At 71.4% G+C, this 17,743-nt stretch carries 19 protein-coding genes; 7 read left to right on the top strand and 12 right to left on the bottom strand.

The window, feature by feature from the left end:
• Positions 1–51 precede the first annotated feature (51 nt).
• Positions 52–687 carry a TetR family transcriptional regulator gene (locus Q8A52_RS05650; protein WP_316749968.1) on the top strand — a complete coding sequence of 212 codons (636 nt, stop codon included), beginning with the start codon at positions 52–54 and terminating at the stop codon, positions 685–687.
• A gap of 102 nt (positions 688–789) precedes the next feature.
• Here Q8A52_RS05650 and Q8A52_RS05655 read toward each other — a convergent pair whose 3' ends face one another.
• The gene (locus tag Q8A52_RS05655; protein ID WP_263209944.1) at positions 790–1,242 is read right to left on the bottom strand and encodes an Lrp/AsnC family transcriptional regulator; all 453 of its coding nucleotides are present in this window, start codon (positions 1,240–1,242) and stop codon (positions 790–792) included.
• Positions 1,243–1,324: 82 nt separating this feature from the next.
• Between Q8A52_RS05655 and Q8A52_RS05660 the strand changes: the two genes are divergently transcribed.
• Positions 1,325–1,951, top strand: coding sequence for a LysE family translocator (locus tag Q8A52_RS05660; protein WP_316749468.1), 627 nt, complete (start codon positions 1,325–1,327; stop codon positions 1,949–1,951).
• Between the two features lie 3 nt (positions 1,952–1,954).
• Here the strand turns inward: Q8A52_RS05660 and Q8A52_RS05665 are convergent, their stop codons facing one another.
• Complete coding sequence (locus Q8A52_RS05665; RefSeq protein WP_316749470.1) at positions 1,955–2,431, bottom strand: nitroreductase family deazaflavin-dependent oxidoreductase; 477 nt, start codon at positions 2,429–2,431, stop codon at positions 1,955–1,957.
• On the bottom strand, positions 2,431–3,618 hold the full coding sequence (locus Q8A52_RS05670; RefSeq protein WP_316749472.1) for an acyl-CoA dehydrogenase family protein: 1,188 nt from the start codon (positions 3,616–3,618) through the stop codon (positions 2,431–2,433). The genes Q8A52_RS05665 and Q8A52_RS05670 overlap by 1 nt, the downstream gene beginning before the upstream one ends.
• 126 nt (positions 3,619–3,744) lie before the next feature.
• Here Q8A52_RS05670 and Q8A52_RS05675 point away from each other — a divergent pair, with 126 nt between their 5' ends.
• Entirely contained in the window at positions 3,745–4,920 is a 1,176-nt protein-coding gene (locus Q8A52_RS05675) for a thiolase C-terminal domain-containing protein (RefSeq protein ID WP_316749474.1), read from the top strand.
• Between the two features lie 15 nt (positions 4,921–4,935).
• Here the strand turns inward: Q8A52_RS05675 and Q8A52_RS05680 are convergent, their stop codons facing one another.
• Genes Q8A52_RS05680 through Q8A52_RS05690 form a run of 3 tightly spaced genes read right to left on the bottom strand, consistent with a single transcriptional unit; the run spans position 4,936 to position 7,468 of the window.
• Positions 4,936–6,474: a WD40 repeat domain-containing protein gene (locus Q8A52_RS05680; RefSeq protein ID WP_316749476.1), complete on the bottom strand. Its 1,539-nt coding sequence runs from the start codon at positions 6,472–6,474 to the stop codon at positions 4,936–4,938.
• Positions 6,465–6,656: a DUF397 domain-containing protein gene (locus Q8A52_RS05685; RefSeq protein ID WP_316749478.1), complete on the bottom strand. Its 192-nt coding sequence runs from the start codon at positions 6,654–6,656 to the stop codon at positions 6,465–6,467. Before Q8A52_RS05685 ends, Q8A52_RS05680 begins: the two co-directional genes overlap by 10 nt.
• Entirely contained in the window at positions 6,653–7,468 is an 816-nt protein-coding gene (locus tag Q8A52_RS05690) for a helix-turn-helix domain-containing protein (RefSeq protein ID WP_316749480.1), read from the bottom strand. The genes Q8A52_RS05685 and Q8A52_RS05690 overlap by 4 nt, the downstream gene beginning before the upstream one ends.
• An 83-nt stretch (positions 7,469–7,551) precedes the next feature.
• Here Q8A52_RS05690 and Q8A52_RS05695 point away from each other — a divergent pair, with 83 nt between their 5' ends.
• Positions 7,552–7,968 carry a hypothetical protein gene (locus tag Q8A52_RS05695; protein WP_316749482.1) on the top strand — a complete coding sequence of 139 codons (417 nt, stop codon included), beginning with the start codon at positions 7,552–7,554 and terminating at the stop codon, positions 7,966–7,968.
• Positions 7,969–7,978: 10 nt separating this feature from the next.
• Positions 7,979–8,647, top strand: a complete 669-nt coding sequence (locus Q8A52_RS05700) for a pyridoxine/pyridoxamine 5'-phosphate oxidase (protein WP_316749484.1) — start codon at positions 7,979–7,981, stop codon at positions 8,645–8,647.
• 873 nt (positions 8,648–9,520) lie between these two features.
• Here Q8A52_RS05700 and Q8A52_RS05705 read toward each other — a convergent pair.
• The 5 genes from Q8A52_RS05705 to Q8A52_RS05725 all read right to left on the bottom strand — a co-directional run bounded on the left by Q8A52_RS05705 (position 9,521) and on the right by Q8A52_RS05725 (position 13,139).
• Complete coding sequence (locus Q8A52_RS05705; RefSeq protein WP_316749970.1) at positions 9,521–10,006, bottom strand: HIT family protein; 486 nt, start codon at positions 10,004–10,006, stop codon at positions 9,521–9,523.
• Between the two features lie 647 nt (positions 10,007–10,653).
• Entirely contained in the window at positions 10,654–11,520 is an 867-nt protein-coding gene (locus Q8A52_RS05710) for a GNAT family N-acetyltransferase (protein WP_316749486.1), read from the bottom strand.
• 39 nt (positions 11,521–11,559) lie between these two features.
• Positions 11,560–12,162, bottom strand: coding sequence for a GNAT family N-acetyltransferase (locus tag Q8A52_RS05715; RefSeq protein WP_316749489.1), 603 nt, complete (start codon positions 12,160–12,162; stop codon positions 11,560–11,562).
• Positions 12,163–12,265: 103 nt separating this feature from the next.
• A complete protein-coding gene (locus tag Q8A52_RS05720; RefSeq protein WP_316749491.1) occupies positions 12,266–12,670 on the bottom strand; it encodes a Zn-ribbon domain-containing OB-fold protein in 405 nt (134 codons plus the stop codon).
• Positions 12,671–12,692: 22 nt separating this feature from the next.
• Positions 12,693–13,139, bottom strand: a complete 447-nt coding sequence (locus Q8A52_RS05725; protein ID WP_316749493.1) for a DoxX family membrane protein — start codon at positions 13,137–13,139, stop codon at positions 12,693–12,695.
• Between the two features lie 203 nt (positions 13,140–13,342).
• Between Q8A52_RS05725 and Q8A52_RS05730 the strand changes: the two genes are divergently transcribed.
• Positions 13,343–14,575: a flavin-containing monooxygenase gene (locus tag Q8A52_RS05730; RefSeq protein WP_316749495.1), complete on the top strand. Its 1,233-nt coding sequence runs from the start codon at positions 13,343–13,345 to the stop codon at positions 14,573–14,575.
• Positions 14,576–14,721: 146 nt separating this feature from the next.
• Positions 14,722–16,212 (top strand): flavin monoamine oxidase family protein, encoded by a 1,491-nt coding sequence (locus tag Q8A52_RS05735; protein WP_316749497.1) that lies wholly within the window; start codon positions 14,722–14,724, stop codon positions 16,210–16,212.
• A gap of 92 nt (positions 16,213–16,304) precedes the next feature.
• On the opposite strand, the gene Q8A52_RS05740 is transcribed toward Q8A52_RS05735, so the two are convergent.
• A complete protein-coding gene (locus Q8A52_RS05740; RefSeq protein WP_316749499.1) occupies positions 16,305–17,741 on the bottom strand; it encodes an MFS transporter in 1,437 nt (478 codons plus the stop codon).
• Positions 17,742–17,743 lie beyond the last annotated feature (2 nt).

The following is a 17,743-nucleotide window of genomic DNA, read 5'->3' on the forward strand; positions in this document are numbered from 1 at the left end:
CCGAATCGCGCTCCCATCACCCCTCGGTAAGCTGACGGCATGACAGGACAAGTGCGTACCGTCGACGGCCGCGTGGCCGGTCGACGTGGGCAGGCGACCCGGCAGAAGCTGCTCGACTGCCTCAGCGAGATGCTCAGCTCCTCCCCTTACCGGGACGTCAAGGTCATCGATGTCGCCCGGAAGGCGGGCACTTCGCCCGCGACCTTCTACCAGTACTTCCCGGACGTCGAAGGCGCCGTCCTGGAGATCGCCGAGCAAATGGCCGCCGAGGGCGCCGGGTTGACCGAGCTGCTCCAAGGGCGTTCCTGGGTCGGCAAGGCGGGCTGGCAGACCGCTCAGGAACTCGTCGACGGTTTCCTTGAGTTCTGGCGCAAGAACGACGCGATCCTGCGGGTCGTCGACCTCGGCGCGGCCGAGGGGGACAAGCGGTTCTACAAGATCCGCATGAAGATCCTGAATTCGGTGAACAACTCCCTTTCGGACTCCATTGCCGAACTCCAGTCCAAGGGCCGGATCGACAAGGACGTGAACCCGGCGGCGATCGCGGGCTCGCTGGTCGCGATGCTCGCGGCGGTGGCCGCGCACCAGAAGGGTTTCCAGACCTGGGGCGTCAAGCAGGCCGAACTCAAGCCGAACCTGGCGCTGTTGGTACACCTGGGCGTGACCGGCAAGAAGCCGGCGAAGTAGCCCCGCACACCAGCGGACCGCATTCCACGTCCCCACGTCCTGTCTGGCGGGCGGCAGTTCACACCGGTGAGCTGCCGCCCGCACTGCTAGGTCCTGTCGGGCCTAGGCAGGCAGCGGCCGGTCGCGGACCACGTGCTTCATCACCAGCGTGGACGTCAGCCGCTGCACGCCCGGCAGCGTCGCCAGCCGCTCGTCGTACAGCCGCTGGAAGGCGGCGAGGTCGGCCGTGGCCACCCGCAGCAGATAGTCCGGCTCTCCGAACAGCCGCTGCGCGTCGAGCACGTACTCCACCTCGCTCACCGCCCGCTCGAACTCGGCGACCGTGTCCCGGTCCTCCTGCCGCATGGACACGAAGACCAACGCCTCGAAGTTCAGCCCGAGGGCGGCCGGGTCCACCACCGCCCGGTACCCCTGAATGGCCCCCGACCGCTCCAGCTCACGCAGCCGCCGGTGGCACGGCGAGACACTCAGCCGCACCCGCGCGGCCAGCTCGGTCACGGTCAGCCGCCCATCCTGCTGGAGCTCGGCAAGGATTTTCTGGTCCACGTCGTCCATGAAGAAGATATTTGCCCAGAACCAGCGATCATGAGCAAACTTCGGCAACACTTTCGGGCCATTCACGCCTAATGTCCCTAGCATGGATGCGGGAGCGTTGATTTCCTTCCTGGCCGTGGACCTGCTGCTGGTCTGCGTGCCGGGCGCCGACTGGGCCTATGTGATCGCGGCGGGCCTGCGCGGCCGCTCGGTGCTGAGCGCGGTGGCCGGCCTGGTCGCCGGGTACGCGCTGCACACGACACTGGCCGCGGCGGGCCTGGCCGTACTGGTCGCGGGCTCGCCCCGGCTGCTCACGGCGCTCACGGTGGCCGGGGCCGGGTATCTGGTCTGGCTGGGATCAGGCGTACTGCGCAAGCCTGCGGCGCCCGAAGCGGCGACGGCGGACGCACCGGACACCCGGAACTCCCGTGCCTTCCTGCGCGGCGCCACGATCAGCGGTCTCAACCCCAAGGGCCTGCTGCTCTACCTCTCCGTCCTCCCGCAGTTCCTCACCCTCAGGGGCGCCCACCTTCCCGTGCCGGCCCAGACGGCCACCCTGGGTCTCCTCCACATGGCCTGCTGCGCCGCCGTGTACCTGACCGTCGGCACCCTGTCCCGCGCCCTGCTCTCCGCCCGCCCCGCGGCCGCCCGCGCGGTGACCCGCACCTCGGGCGCGGCGATGCTCGGAATCGGCGCGTTCCTGCTGGTGGAGCGACTGGCGACGCTGTGAGGACTACCTCCGCACGATCCTGAAGATCCGGATCTCCCGCGCCACCCGCGCCTGGTACGTCGCATACGGCGGCCAGAACACCAGCAGCGCCTTCCAGGCCGCCGCCCGCTCCTCACCCTCCAGGAGCCGGGCCGTGACGGGGATGTCCTCACCCTTCCAGCTCACCGTGGCGTCGGGATGCGCGAGCAGGTTGTGGGTCCAGGCGGGATGGCCGGTCCGCCCGAAGTTGGATCCGACGAGGATCCAGCCGCGCCCGCCCTCCTCGGGCATGCAGGCCAGCGGCGTGCGGCGGGGCAGCCCGCTGCGGGCACCGGTGGACATCAGCACCACACCGGGCAGCAGCTGGGCGCTGAGCAGCACCTTGCCCCGGGTGACCCGGTGCACGGCCCGGTCGAGCGCGGGAATGACATGCGGGGCGACCTTCGCGAAGCCCCGCGTCGAGGACACCTTCTGCACCAGGCGGACACCCAGACCGGCCATCAGACCGCCACCTCCCCCTGCTCGAAGAGCCGCGCCGAGTCGGCCGCGCGGGCGCGCAGCCGGTGGACTGGCCCGAACAGCAGCTCGTCCCCCGCGGCCCGCTTGAAGTACAGATGGGCCTCGTGCTCCCAGGTGAACCCGATCCCGCCGTGCAGCTGGATCCCCTCACCGGCGGCCGTCCGCAGCGCCTTCAGGGCCTGTGCGAGAGCGAGTCCGCCGACCCGCTCGCCCCGGGCGGCCGTCGCCCAGGCCGCGTAGTAGGCGGCCGAGCGCGCCGCCTGCACCTGCACGTACACATCGGCCAGCCGGTGCTTCACGGCCTGGAAGGACCCGATCAGCCGCCCGAACTGCTCCCGCTGCTTCACGTACTCAACGGTCCGCTCCAGGGCCCGGTCGGCGGCCCCGACGGCCTCGGCGGCGAGCACCGCGGCGACCGTGTCACCGAGGGAGGAGAGGGCGCCGAGCACGTCGGAGTCGGCCGACCCGAGCAACCGGGCGTCGGCGTTGCGCAGTTGCACGCGCCCCTGCGGCCGGGTGGCGTCGAGGGCGGTCTGCCGCGTCCGCACCACCCCCGCCGCGTCCCCGTCCACCAGGAACAGCAGGGTCCGCGACCGGGCGAACCCCCCGGTGTGGGCGGCCACCACGAGCAGCCCGGCGCTGTGCCCGTCGAGCACCTGCCCCACCTCCCCGTACAGCCGCCACCCGTCCCCCGCCCGGCCGGCCTGCACACCCCCCGCTCGGCCGCCGCCGGCCCACTCCCCTCCGTTGTCGCCGGTCAGGGTGAGCACGGAGGCGAGGGCGTTGCCGGGCACGGCGAGGGTGGCGGTGAGCGCACCCGAGGCGAGCCGGGGCAGAAGGCCGGCGCGCTGGGCGTCGGTTCCGAGGGCGAGGATCAGCGGCGCGGCGAGCACGGAGGTGGCGAGCAGCGGGGTCGGCGCCAGCGCGCGGCCCGTCTCCTCGCAGGCGAGGGCGAGTTCGGTGGCCGAGCAGCCGACCCCGCCGTACGCCTCGGGGAGGGCCAGCCCCGGCAGGCCGAGCTGGTCGGCGAGGGCCGTCCACAGGACGGGGTCGTGCCCGGTGTCGGTGTCGAGGGCGGTGCGCAGTTCCTCCGGGCCGCAGCGTTTGTGGAGCAGTTCGCGCAGGGTGCGGCGGATCTCGTCCTGTTCGGCGGTGAGGCGCGTGTCCATGGCTGTTCCCTCCGGCCCGATCTGACCGCCCGATCTGACGGGCCGTCATGTTAGGGCGAGGAAGCCGGGATGCCCAGAGAGACGACACCTGCCACGCCGGACCGAATCTGATGTACCGTCAGATTCATGTCTCCGGGGAGCAGCAGGAAAGTGGCCGTGGTGGGCGTCGCCCTCTCCGACTGCGGCCGAGTGGACGACGCGACGCCGTACGCCCTGCACGCCCAGGCGGCCCGCCGGGCGCTTGCGGACGCGGGCCTGGACCGCGCCCATGTGGACGGCTTCGCCTCGGCGGGCCTGGGGACCCTGGCACCGGTGGAGGTGGCCGAGTACCTGGGCCTGCGCCCCACCTGGGTCGACTCCACCTCCGTGGGCGGCTCGACCTGGGAGGTGATGGCGGCGCACGCGGCGGACGCGATAGCGGCGGGCCACGCGAACGCCGTCCTGCTGGCCTACGGCTCGACGGCGCGCGCGGACATCCGGGCGGGCAGACGTACGGGAAACCTGTCCTTCGGCGCCCGGGGACCGCTCCAGTTCGAGGTCCCGTACGGCCACACGCTGATCGCGAAGTACGCGATGGCGGCCCGCCGCCACATGATCGAGTACGGCACGACGACCGAGCAGCTCGCGGAGGTGGCTGTGCAGACCAGGGCCAACGCGGCCCTGAACCCTGACGCCATGTTCCGCGACCCGATCACCACCGACGACGTCCTCGCCGGCCCGATGATCGCCGACCCCTTCACCAAGCTGCACTGCTGCATACGCTCCGACGGGGGCGCGGCGGTGCTGCTGGCGGCGGAGGAATACGTACGGGACTGCCGGACCCCGCCGGTGTGGGTGCTCGGCACCGGGGAGCACATCTCCCACGCCGCGATGTCCGAGTGGCCCGACTTCACGGTGTCACCGGCGGCGGTGAGCGGCCGGCTCGCGTTCGAGCGGGCCGGGGTGACCCCCGGGGAGATCGACTTCGCGGAGATCTACGACGCCTTCACCTACATGACGCTGGTGACCCTGGAGGACCTGGGTTTCTGCGGGAAGGGCGAGGGCGGGGCGTTCGTGGAGAAGGGGCGGCTGCTGGTGCGGGGCGGGGAACTGCCGGTGAACACGGACGGAGGCGGGCTGTCGGCCCAGCATCCGGGGATGCGGGGCCTGTTCCTGCTGGTGGAGGCGGTACGGCAGCTGCGCGGGGAGGCCGGGGAGCGGCAAGTGCGACGGCCGGGCGGCGCGTTGCCGCGGCTGGGGGTGGCGTCAGGTACCGGCGGCTGGTTCTGCTCGTCGGGGACGGTGGTGCTGGGGCGGGACTGAGCCCGCGGGCACGGCTCACGGAGCATGCACGAGGATGCGTCCCTCCGCGGTGCCGATCAGCACGCGACCGCTTCCCGACACCGCCAGGCACAGGGGCGCGAAGACATGATCACCGACGGCGGTCGGGGTACGGCCGAGCGGCTTGCCGTCCTCGATGCCCATGGTCAGCAGCTCGCGTGCCCGGGTCACGGCATGCACCAGCCCCTCGTGCACATCGAGCCCCACGACCTCCGCATCGGTCCGGTGCGCCCACAGCACCTCGCCACCGGGAAGGGCCCGCAGCAGCACGTGCGGCCCGGTCGAGCCGTTGCACGCATGGAGAAGCCCGGGGCCGTGGAGTCCCGCGTCGCCGTCCACGTACACGGCGGGCCCACTGCGCAGATACCCGGTGACGGAGGCGTCCCAGGCAAACGGGAAAAGCGTCTCGACGCCGTCCGGCGTGACCCTCGAGACCCACTTGTCGAGAAGCTCACGGCCAGGGGCGTCACCGAGCCCCCGCAGCACGAGGAGATACGGCGACCTGCGCACACGGAAGCCGTACGAGCCGTCGCACTCCCCCAGCGGAACCTCGGCCAGCCGCCTGCCCGAGGGCGTGAAGACCACACTGTCGTACGGCGGCCACTGCGGACCGGGGAACAGGTCCCGGGAATCGCGGGCGATCCAGGCGCCGTCCGTCCTGTCGACGATGTCGACGGGGAACTCCAGTTCTCGAGTACCGATCAGGGTCCCGTCGGTGAGGGAGAGGCGCAGCAGCCGCGTACGGCGGTCGGCGCTGTCCCCCACGAGGTAGGGGACCCAGGCGGTCTCCTGGTCCGGAGCCACGTACACCTGCCGTCCGACGTGACCGTGCTCGTCGGGCACGGTCACGGACCAGAGCGGCTCCCCGTCCCCGGACCAGCACTCCAGGAGGGTGCGGGACCTCAGGACGGCGAGGACGCGTCCGTCACGCAGGGGTTCCAGGACCGTGACTCCGTCGCGCGGGGCCCAGGCGTGGCCCCGGCGGGCGGCCAACTCGGCGAGGTGGGCGCGTGCGTCGGGGATGCGGGGAAGTCGCTCGGGAGCGGTCCAGTCGACCTCGACGGGGGAGCGCGGACCGGGGGTCAGGGTCTCGGCGTCGACGATGCAGACGAGGTATCGATCGAACCCGTCCTGCTTGCCCTCCGCGTCCGGCACGGAGAGCGTGAGCTCGATGCTCCTCCCGTCATCGGTCCACCGGTGGGCGGTGACGCCGACGTCGTCGAAGGCCAGGGTCGCGCGGACGCGGGTCTCCGGCTCGTAGAGGATCAGCTGCCCCTGGCGCTCGTACTCGTCGTCCCCCTCCTCCGTCCCGAGGGCCAGGACCGGGCGGCTCGGGTGGAAGGCCAGGCACTCCACGCCGTGCTCGAACTCCAGTTGCTCCCACAGGGCGAGGTCGCTCAGCCGGTACACGGCGACGCGGCCGCCGCCCGACCCGCTCGCGTGGCAGCTGACGGCAAGCCAGTGGCCATCGGCACTTTCGGTGACCTGGAAGGGGAAACCGAGCTCCGGGAAAGGGGTGTCGGGGATCAGGTGCACTGGAGGAACGCGGTCCAGGTGGCGGGGGTGACGGTGAGGGTGGGGGTGGCGGCGTCGGGGGTGGGGAGGTGCTTGGAGTCCCGGATGTGGATGGTGGTGGGGGTGGGGGCTATTTCGAGGCAGGCGCCGCCCTCGTTGTTGCTGTAGCTCGACTTGCGCCAGATCAGTCCGGTCGTGTTCACAGCTGTGCCGCCTTCCTCTCGATGAGATCCGCGGACTCCCAAGGGTTGAGCGCCTGGGCCCGCAGGATGCCGAAGAGGTCGAAGAGATCCGTCACCTGCAATGGCTCGGAGATCAAAGTAACCGAGCCCTGCGCGTCAACGTAGACAAGGCTCTGGCCTTCCTCGGTGACCATCAACTGCATGGGGCCGTTCAGCCCGGCGTGCGTGTGCCGCCGGGTCGGCATCACCTGGAGCATCAGATGGCTGAGCGACCGCGCGCACTCCAGCAGATGGTTGAGCTGGCCCTTGAGCACCTCCGCCCCGCCCACCGGCCGCTCCAGCACCGACTCCTCGACCAGCAGGCCGATGCGGGGCGCCGGCTCCCGCCCCAGCACCGTCTGCCGTTCCAGTCGGGCCCGGACGTACCGCTGGATTTCCTCCTCGCCGAACGCGGGCACGCGTGACTCGTACAGCGCCCGCGCATACGCCTCGGTCTGAAGCAACCCGGGAATCAGCATCGTCTCGTACGCGCTGATCACCCGCGCCTCCCGCTCAAGCCGGACCCAGCCCAGGAACTGGGGCGGGTACTTCTCCCCCTCCATCATCTCGACGCACGCGAGAAACGCACCCCGCGCATCCAGCCCCTCGTCCGCGTGCCTCAAGAACTCCGTGGGCGGAATGCGCTCGGCTCTCTCGTACGACCCGAGGCACGACTCGGAGACATGCAGCCGCTCCCCCGCCTCCTTCTGTGTGAGGTCGAGCCGCACCCGGTGGATGCGCAGCAGATCCCCCACCACGCGCCGAGCCACGGAAACCTCAGCGTTGGCCCCCACGACGACCACCTTCCTCCCCGCAAACGGCAATGTGGACCGCGTCCGTCTGGTGACGCTACGCAATCGCCGGGGCCCTCATAGTCATGACGGGCAAACTGCACCCGAATTGGGTTCCTCGAACCGGCCTCCAACTCCGCCTTGCAGGCATCCATTTCGACGCGATCCGTGTCTGCGGGATCCGCGGAGAGGCGGTACTGCACCACCTGTCGTCGCTGACGGAGGGCCACCCGGGTCCGGTGGTCCGCGAGCTGAGCGGCTGCCGCTGGACGTGCTTCCTCCTGGCACCCGGGGAGAGCGAGGAGCTCGACTGGCCGCCGGGAGTACGGAGGTTCACGAGGTCGACGCGGGACGAGTACATCGGGGTGCCGACGCCGGAGGGCAACACGTATCCGTTGAGCTGGCGGGCCGGGCCGCCCGAGGTAGGTGAGTTCGTGGACGCGGAGCTCCTGCACGGGGTGCTGACGGCTCAGCTTGTGCGGCCGTGCGCGGCGCCGGAGTGATACTCACCCCATGGCAGCAACGGATCTCCACGAACTCCTGAGGTCACTGCGGGTATGGGCGCCCGGTGTCACGGAGCTACCCGCCTTCGACCCGGACACGGCACCCCCGACGCCCCTCCCGCTCTTCACGAGATGGTTCGCGGAGGCGGTGGCGGCGGGCCAGCACGAGCCGCACACCATGTCGCTGGCGACGACGGACGAGGACGGCCACCCGGACGTACGGATCGTGATGCTGCACGGCGCCGACGCGGAGGGCTGGGCCTTCGCGACGCACGCGACGAGCCGCAAGGGCGGCCACCTGAGCGTCCACCCGTATGCGGCCCTGGCCTTCTACTGGCCGGTGCTGGGCCGCCAGGTCCGGGTCCGGGGCCCGGTCACGTCGGCTCCGTCGGAAGAGAGCCAGGCGGACCTTCAGGCCCGTTCGACGGGGGCGCTGGCAGCGGCCCTGACGGGGCGCCAGAGCGAAGTCCTGGGCTCGGTGGAAGAGCTGAGGGAGGCGTCGGAGGCGGCGTGGGACCGGGCCCGCAACAACCCGACGGCCCCCTCCCCGACGTGGACGCTCTACCGTCTCGACCCGAAGGAGGTCGAGTTCTTCCAGGGCGACCCGGACCGACGACACGTACGCCTGCTGTACCGCCACGGTGCGGAGGGCTGGATGAGGGAACTGCTGTGGCCGTGAGCCACGGGGGTTGCCGTGGGGCCGCCCGCTTCTTTGTCAGTGTCGTGCTTCCGCGCCCCGAGTAAAGGGCGCTCCAGCACGGGTGAGAAGCGAGCGGGCGGCCCGGGGAAAGTGGCCGGCTTGGGGCACCATCCCTTGGGTGGGCTGCGTTCGCGTCCGGGATGGCGGGGGCGCGGTCGCGCCTCGCCAGCCCGCCGGGCGGGCTTAACGGCGAACGGCCGGTGATGGGTGGCCGGGACGCGGGGGCTGGGTGGCGGCACGCCGGGTGGGCTTGGCGGCTTGCGGGTGGTGGGTGGCGGGGCACGCGCGGGGGCTGGGTGGCGGCACGCCGGCTGGGCTTGGCGGCTTGCGGCCGGTGGGTGGCGGGGCACGCGCGTGGGCTGGGTGGCGGCACGCCGGCTGGGCTTGGCGGCTTGCGGGTGGTGGGTGGCGGGGCACGCACGGGCCGGGTGATGGCACGCCGGGTGCGGTTGGCGGCATGCGGGTGGTGGGTGGCGGGGCACGCACGGGCCGGGTGATGGCACGCCGGGTGCGGTTGGCGGCATGCGGGTGGTGGGTGGCGGGGCACGCACGGGCCGGGTGATGGCACGCCGGGTGCGGTTGGCGGCTTGCCGCCGGAGGGTGGCGGGGCGGGCGGATGGATGCGTGGGTGGGCGGGTGGGTGGGGTGGGCCCTTGCTCCAGCGCCGCGCCATCGCATCTCCCAGCCATCGCACCGGCGCCAGCGCTTCGCCGTGTCTCGTTGGTCGCTTCCGTCACACCAGTTGCGTTGGCGGGTGTTATTGGGAGGAATGGGACAGCGAGGGGGGCGGAGTGAGCAGGTCTTCAGGGCTTGGGGTGGCCCAAAGGTTCCAATCGCTGTCAGGGGCCCACCTCAGGGGCTCTCTCCGCGCGTGCCCTGGGTCAGTTCGTCGGTGATTGCCTTGCGGAGGGCGTTGTGCTGGTGGCCCAGCGCGTGCCGTTCGTCTCCCCATCGGTCACTCGGGTACAGCCAGACCGGGCGGCCCACCAGGTCCGGCGGCTCCCAGTCGTAGCGCGGCCAGACGTGGACGTGCAGGAACGGGTCGGTGTTGCCCAGGATCTCCAGGTTGACCCGGCGGAAGGCCGGGTCCAGGCGCTTGCAGGCACGCTCGACGGCCTCGCCCAGCTTGTCCATGTCGGAGAGGAACGCCAGTCGCTTGCTCCGCGGAAGCTCCGACAGTCGCCCCGCCGACGGGTCGTCCACCAGGAGCAGCGAGTACCCCGGCAGAAACTGAACGTCCCCGATCACCGCGAACCCCGACTCCAGCCGCGCGAGCACCGAAGGGTTCTCGCCCCGCAGCGCGCTGCCAATCCGGTCCTCGCGCCAGTCAACGGTCACCATCAACCACCCCGCCCCACCCCGTACCCTCACATCGGCCATCACGTTATCGGTCGGCCGGTCGGTCGCTCGCTCGCTCGCTCACGAGGTCACCAGCCATCAGACGGCTTGCCCATCAGGCCGCCGCCGGGTGCCCTTCACCCACCGGCCGCATGCCGCCAAGCCCACCCGACGTGCCATCACCCGGCCCACGCGCGCCCCGCCACCCAGCCCCCGCGCCCCGCCACCCACCGGCCGTGCGCCGCTAAGCCCGCCCGGCGTGCTGGCGAGGCGCGACCGCGCCCCCACCACCCCGGACGCGAACGCAGCCCACCCAAGGGATGGTGCCCCAAGCCGGCCACTTTCCCCGGGCTGCCCGCTCGCTTCTCACCCGTGCTGGAGCGCCCCTAGTCAAGGGTGGCCCGCAGGGCCATCGGCGAAGCCGACGCGGAGTGGAACGAAGTGGAACGGAGCGCCCTTTACTCGGGGCGTGGAAGCACGACACTGACAAAGAAGCGGGCGGCCCCACGGTCACTTCTCAGCACCGGGCACTTCACCCACTCCACCCCACCTCACGTCACCTCACTCCACTCCCACCACCTCAATCCACTCCCCCACCACCCTCCACTCCCCCCACCTCACTCCACCCCACGCCCCCCTCAAACCCCCTACCCCCGAAACCTGTACGCCGCGAAATCGGCCACCTCCCGGTAGCCGATCCGCCGGTACAGCGCGTTGCTCGTCGGGTTTGCCAGGTCCGTGAAAAGGAGTACCTCCTCCGCCCCGGCCGCCCGCGCGGCTCGGCTGGCCTCGGCTGTCGCCGCGCCCGCGTATCCGCGTCCGCGGAGGTGCGCCGGGGTGTAGACGGGGCCGATCCTGATCTGCCCCGCGACCTGGCGGGTCACCCCGGCCAGGGAGACGGGCGTGCCGTCGGGGGTTTCCCAGAGGGTGGTGCCGCCATGGGCGATGCGCGCGTCGGCCCACTCGTCGGGGGCGATGAAGCCGGGCTCTCCGACCGCCTCGGAGAACTCCACGACCCAGCGCCTGAGCAGGTCCCGGTCGGCTGGGCCGACAGCCCTCGCCCGTCCCTCCGGCACCGGCTCCGGTACCGCCAGTTCCCCCAGACGGTAGAGCCGTTGACGCATGCGCAGTTCCCCGGACGCCCCCGAGCGACGCTGCCAGGCGGCAACGAACGTCTCGACCGTCTCCCGCTCGGCCGAGACGGCGGGGACGGGGTGGCCGGCGTCGAGCAGCCGGCCCGCGAGGGCGTCGGCCTCCTCGGCGGTGAGTGCGGTGAAGTTCAGCTGGTGCGGAGGCGTGTGCAGCAGGGTCGCCCGGACCGTCCCGTCCTCCTCCGTCAGCACGCCGAACAGGGGTGACCCCTCGCCGTAGACATGCAGTCCACGCGTTCGGAGCACATCCGTCACCGTCAGCTGCACCGTGTGCAGAGCCGGCCGGGAGCGCAGGAAGTCGCCCGCTCGGGAGAGGAAGTCGTCCAGGTCTTCGGTGAGCTGCCAGTCGTATGCAGGGGCCATGTCTCATGATCTCGGCAAGACATGCGCGACGCCCGCACATCAACCCTCGTGCGCCTCGGGATCCGTGGCTATCCGTGCGTGCAGATGCACATCCCGGAACGCGTCGAGCCGCCCCGCCTCGAACATCGCGCCGCGCAGTGTCCCCTCGTACGGAAACCCGCACTTCTGCGCGATCCGGCACGACGCGTCATGTCCGACGGCGTGCCCCAACTCCAGCCGGTGCAGCCCAAGTTCCGTGAATGCCCAGCTTGAGGCGAGGGTGAGCGCCCGCGTGGCCACGCGCCTGCCGCGAGCCTCCGGGAGTACCCAGTAGCCGACACGGGCGCTGCGGGTGACGCGGTCGATCATGTTGAGGCCGATGTGCCCCAGCGCGGTACCGCTGTCCGCGTCCGTGACGCAGAAGTGCGCGCAGTTGCCGTCCGCCTCGTTCTCCGCCTGCTTGTGCAGGGAGGCACGCGCTCCGTCCAGGTCGGTCACCGCCAGCAGAGGGGTGTTCCAGCGCCGGAATTCGGGATCGGACCGGCCGCGCAGCCAGGTCACCGCGTCGGGGTCCGCGCTCGCGTCCCATCGGCGAAGGCGCAGACCGTGACCGTGGAGCTCGGGACGCTGCGGATCGGGGATGTGTTCATGCGCTGTAGCCATGGGCCCCATTGAATCCCCTCGGCCCTGAATCCCCCGGTCCTGAATCCCTCGGCCCTGAATCCCTCGGCCCTGAATCCCCCGGTCCTGAGTCCCCCGGCCCGTGTCACTCGCCCGAAGGCCGGAATACCGCGATCCCTTCCCGGAACGCGGCCGCCAGTTCGGCCCCCGCCCGCAGGTCCCCCGCCTCGCACCCCACCACCTCCGTCATCATCCGTGGTCCCTCCGCCAGGTCGACCACGGCGGCGACGTACGGCGTGCGGTCCCCGAACGGCGGGAGGTCGTTCCGGTGGACCACCGACCAGGTGTAGAGGGTCGCCCGGCCGCTCGCCTCCTCCCAGGCCACGTCCTCGCTCCAGCAGAACGGGCAGAACTCGCGGGGGTAGTGGTGGGCGCGGCCGCAGCCCGGGGCCCGGCAGCGGCGTATCAGCAGCCGGCCCTCCGTCGCCGCCTCCCAGTACGTCCTGGTGAAGGCGTCCGCCTCCGGCACGTCGAATCTCGCCGATCCCATCAGAACCACCCCACCGCCCCGATCAGAACCACCCCAGCGCCGCATCCAGCGACCACGTCTGCCACGCCATCCCGAACAACCCCACCACCGAGATGAGCGCCATCATCGAGTTCTGCCCCTGCTCCGCCCAGTCGTGGATCATGAGGACGAAGTAGACGAGGTTCAGGAGCAGGCCGCCGACCAGGGCGATCGGGGTCAGGAAGCCCGCGATCAGGCCCAGTCCGAGGGCCAGCTCCGCGTACGCGACTACGTACGCCATCGCCTTCGGGCGCGGCTTGACCACGGCCTCGAAGCCGGAGCGCACCGCGTTCCAGCGGTGCTTTTCGGCTATGTCCGCGGCCCAGGCGATCCCGCTCCCCGTGAACCAGGTCTTCTTGTCCTTGTGCCGCCAGCTCTCCAGCCACCACAGGCCGAGGCCGATACGCAGTACCGCCAGTAACTGCGCGCCACTGAGCCAGATCGCATCCATGAAACTGACGGTACGTCAGATCGGGAGGAAAGCCGAGACCCCGTTGAGAATTGGCCGGGCGCCCACAACCGCACCGCCCCGCCCACAACCAGGTCACCTACGCCACTGGTTCCCCCCACTCCTCCTACAGGCGTGATCAATCCGCAACCAATTCCGGTCTTGACCGAGACCCATCAACGTGGGACGTGGTTACGCTCGCGCTCATGGCCGACTCCACCGACTCAAGCACGCCCGCGAGATCCCTCGCTCAGCCCGCGGCGAACCCCGCCGCGCACCCCGCCGACCGCCCCGTCTACGTCATAGGCGGCGGCCCCGGCGGCCTGGCGGTCGCATATGCGCTGCGCGCCCGGGGCATACGGGCCGTCGTCCTGGAGAAGTCCGACCGGGTGGGCGCCTCGTGGCGGCACCACTACGACCGGCTCCGTCTGCACACCACCCGGCGGCTGTCGGCCCTGCCGGGGCTGCCGATGCCGCGCCGGTTCGGGCGCTGGGTGTCCCGGGACGACGTGGTGCGGTACCTGGAGAAGTACGCCGAGCACCATGAGCTGGAGATCGTCACGGGTGTCGAGGTCTCGCGCGTGGAGCGCTCGGCCGACGGCACGGGCTGGCTGCTGCACGCCTCCGGCGGGCGTGAGCTGACCGGGGGCGCGGTGGTCGTGGCCACCGGCTTCAACCACACCCCGCGCGTGCCCAACTGGCCGGGGCGCGACGAGTACGCCGGCGAGTTCCTGCACGCCGGCCAGTACCGCAACGCCGAGCCCTACGCCGGGCGGGACGTGCTCGTCGTCGGGGTGGGCAACACGGGTGCCGAGATAGCCGTTGACCTGGTCGAGGGGGGCGCGTCGCGGGTGCGGCTGAGCATCCGTACCACTCCGCACATCGTGCGCCGGTCGACCGCCGGGTGGGCCGCCCAGTACTCGTCCGTGCTGATCCGGCGCCTGCCCGTGGGGCTCGTCGACCGGCTGGCCAGGCCGATGGCCCGGCTCAGCGTGCCGGACCTGTCGGTCCACGGGCTGCCGCGCCCGGACACGGGGCTGTACTCCCGGGCGAAGGAGGGGGCGGTCCCGGTCCTGGACGTCGGCCTCATCGACGCCGTACGCAAGGGCCGGGTCGAGGTCGTGGCCGCCGTCGAGGCGTTCGAGGACGGGAAGGTCGTCCTGGCCGACGGCAGCCGGCTCTCCCCGGACGCGGTCGTCGCGGCCACCGGGTACGTCCGCGGCCTGGAGGGGCTCGTCGGTCACCTCGACGTGCTCGACGGGCGGGGCCGGCCGGTCGTCCACGGCGGCGCCACCCCGAAGAACGCCCCCGGTCTCTACTTCACCGGCTTCACCAACCCCATCAGCGGCATGTTCCGCGAGATGGCGATCGACGCGGAGAAGATCGCGAAGGCCGTCGCCAGGACCGCCGCGGGACGGCTGTCCAAGATCCCGGGCTGACGTAGGCGTCCTCAACTCACTTACGTACGCGTCCTGTTACTTCAGAGTCAGATGTGACGGGAGAGCTGTACGTCGCCGCTGCACGGGGCCAGAATATGAGCACTGCTCAACTTTCCGGCTCCACTCCCTCTCGCCCATGACGGAGGATGCACGTGGCACGCGAAAGACAGCTCTCCCGGCGCTCCCTGCTCGGCGGCGCGGCCGCCGGGTCCGTCGCGCTCACCGCCACCACCGCCGGTACGGCGTCCGCGGCGACCACCCGTACCGTCGACGTGGCCGTCGTCGGCGGCGGGCTCGCGGGGCTCACGGCGGCTCGTGACCTGGTGGCGGGCGGCCGGTCGGTGGTCGTCCTGGAGGCCCGGGACCGGGTCGGCGGGCGGGTGGTGAACCTGAAGCTGGCAGGCGGCGGCTTCACCGAGGGCGGCGGCGAGTTCATCGGCCCCACCCAGGACCGCATCAAGGCCCTCGCCGACTCCCTCGGCGTGGCGACCTTCGCCACCTACAACGCCGGGAACAACCTCCTCTACAAGGACGGCAGGAGGACCCCGTACGACACCAGCGGGCTGCTCGGCTCCGTCCCGCCGGTGGACGCGGCCGGGCTCGCCAACGCCGCGATCGTGCAGTCCGAGCTCGACAGCATGGCCAAGCAGGTGCCGGTCGACGCACCGTGGACCGCGGCCAAGGCCGCCGAGTGGGACAAGCAGACCTTCGAGAGCTGGCTGAACGCCCACGCCGTCATCCCCTCGGCCAAGTTCCTCCTCGACGTGGCCTGTACGTCGGTCTTCTCGGCACAGCCGCGCGAGCTCTCCCTCCTGTACGTGCTGTACTACATCGCCGCCGCCGGCAACGCCGCCACCGCCGGCACCCTGGAGCGCCTGACCGACACCGCGAACGGCGCCCAGGACTCCCGCTTCGTGGGCGGCTCCCAGCAGGTGCCGCTCAAGCTGGCGGCGACGCTCGGGGACCGGGTGGTACTGGGCGCCCCGGTGCGCTCCATCGCGCAGTCGGGCAGCCGGTACGAGCTGATCGCGGACGGGATCTCGGTCACGGCGACCCGGGTGGTCGTCGCGGTGCCGCCGCCGCTGGCCGCGCGCATCTCGTACGACCCGCTGCTGCCCGCCGAGCGCGACCAGCTGTGCCAGCGGATGCCGATGGGGTCGGTCGGGAAGGCGATCGCCGTCTACGACACCCCGTTCTGGCGGGCCGACGGCCTGAACGGGCAGGCGGTCAGCGACTCCGGAGTCGTGCGGTCGACCTTCGACAACTCGCCGCCCGACGCTTCGTACGGCGCGCTGATGGGCTTCATCGAGGCCGACGAGATGCGGGCGTACGACGCGGCGAGCGTGGCCGACGTCAAGGCGGCCGTGCTGAAGGACTACGCGAACTACTTCGGGGACAAGGCGAAGTCCCCGGCCTCCTTCGTCCTGCAGCGGTGGGACAACGAGGGGTTCTCGCGGGGCGGGCCGGTCGCCTACGCTCCGCCCGGGGTGCTGACCGAGTACGGCGCCGCACTGCGCAAGCCGGTGGGCGGCATCCACTGGGCCGGGACCGAGACCTCCACGTACTGGAACGGGTACATGGACGGGGCGGTGCGGTCGGGCGAGCGCGCGGCCAAGGAGGTGCTGGAGGCGCTGTAGGACCGGGCATCGCCCACTCCGAACGGCCATGTGCCGGCCCGGTGGAGGTGGCGAGGGAGGTGACGCGTTCTCGCCGCTGAATCCGTCGTACGTCAGGCCGCCGGTCGGCGTGCCACGGGTGGTGGGGTGGATTCGGGGTGGAAGCGGCCGTCGATGGCTATCGGCGGCGGTGCTGCGACCGTGGTGAGCGGGGTGCTCTGCCGGGTGGTGCGGGAGCGTGCGGTGATCACGGCCGACAGGCCGACGGCGGCGACGGCGGAGATCGCGCCGCCGAGGACGAGGCTGAAGCGGGCGCCGAGGGAGTCGGAGACCAGGCCGACCAGAGGGGCGCCGACCGGGGTGCCGCCGAGCAGGACGAGGAGGTAGACGGAGACGATGCGGCCGCGCATGCCCGGATCGGCGTTCAGCTGGGTCATGGCGTTGGCCGTGGTCATCACGGTCACGGAGGCGAGCCCGGTGGGCAGGAGTACGAGCAAGAAGGTGGCGTAGCCGGGCATGAAGCCGGCCAGGGCTTCCAGGGCGCCGAAGACGACCGTGGCGGTGACCAGGCGGCGGGCGGTGGGAGGTTTTCGTTTGCCGGCTCCTCTGAGCGCGCCGACGAGGCTGCCGATGGCGTACGCGGCGGACAGGTAACCGTAGGCGGCGGAGCCCGAGTTGAAGACGGTTGTGGCGATCAGGGAGATGGTGACCTGGAAGTTGAGGCCGAAGGTGCCGACGAAGGCGATGACCGTGACCGGCAGCAGCAGTTCGGGGGTGGCGCGGATGGCTCGGAATGCGTCCGACAGGCGGGTGTTTCCGCGGTTCTTCTCCTTGGGAGCGTGGAGTTCGTCGGCGCGGATGGCGATCAGGCCGTAGAGGACGGCAAGGTACGAGGCCGCGTTGACCAGGAAGACGGGTCCGGTACCCGCGGCGGCGACCGCCAGGCCCGCCACGGCGGGACCGATCGCGCGGGCGGCATTGAACTGCGCGGAGTTCAGGCTGACGGCGTTGGCCAGGCGTTCCTTGCCGACGAGTTCGGAGACGAAGGCGCCTCGGGCCGGGCTGTCCAGCGCCGTGGCCGTGCCCAGCAGGAAGGCCAGCAGGTAGACGCCCCACAGGTTCACCGCGCCGGTGACCGTCAGTATGCCGAGAACGAGCGACTGCACTCCCATGGCGGACTGCGTGACGATCAGCAGGCGGCGTTTGGCGAACCGGTCGGCGAAGACGCCCCCGGAAAGACCGAAGAGTGTCTGCGGCAGGAACTGCAGGGCGGTGAGTATGCCGACGGCGCTGCCGCTGTTGCCCGTGAGCTGGAGGACCAGCAGGTCCTGGGCGGCGCGCTGCATCCAGGTGCCGATGTTGGAGACGAGCTGCCCGATCAGGTAGCGGCGGAAGTTGCGGGCCCCGAGCGTGGCGAGTGCTTCGCTCGGGGCCCGTCGCTTTCCGCCCTGGCGGACCCTGCGGTGCCGGCCGCCCATGTCGAGGGTGGCAAGTCGGGCGCGCAGGGTCTGCGTCCTGTCGCTGCTGCGGACACGGCGGTGCTTGCTCATGG

It is taken from the genome of Streptomyces herbicida (assembly GCF_032656585.1).
In the GTDB taxonomy this organism is placed as follows: domain Bacteria; phylum Actinomycetota; class Actinomycetes; order Streptomycetales; family Streptomycetaceae; genus Streptomyces; species Streptomyces herbicida.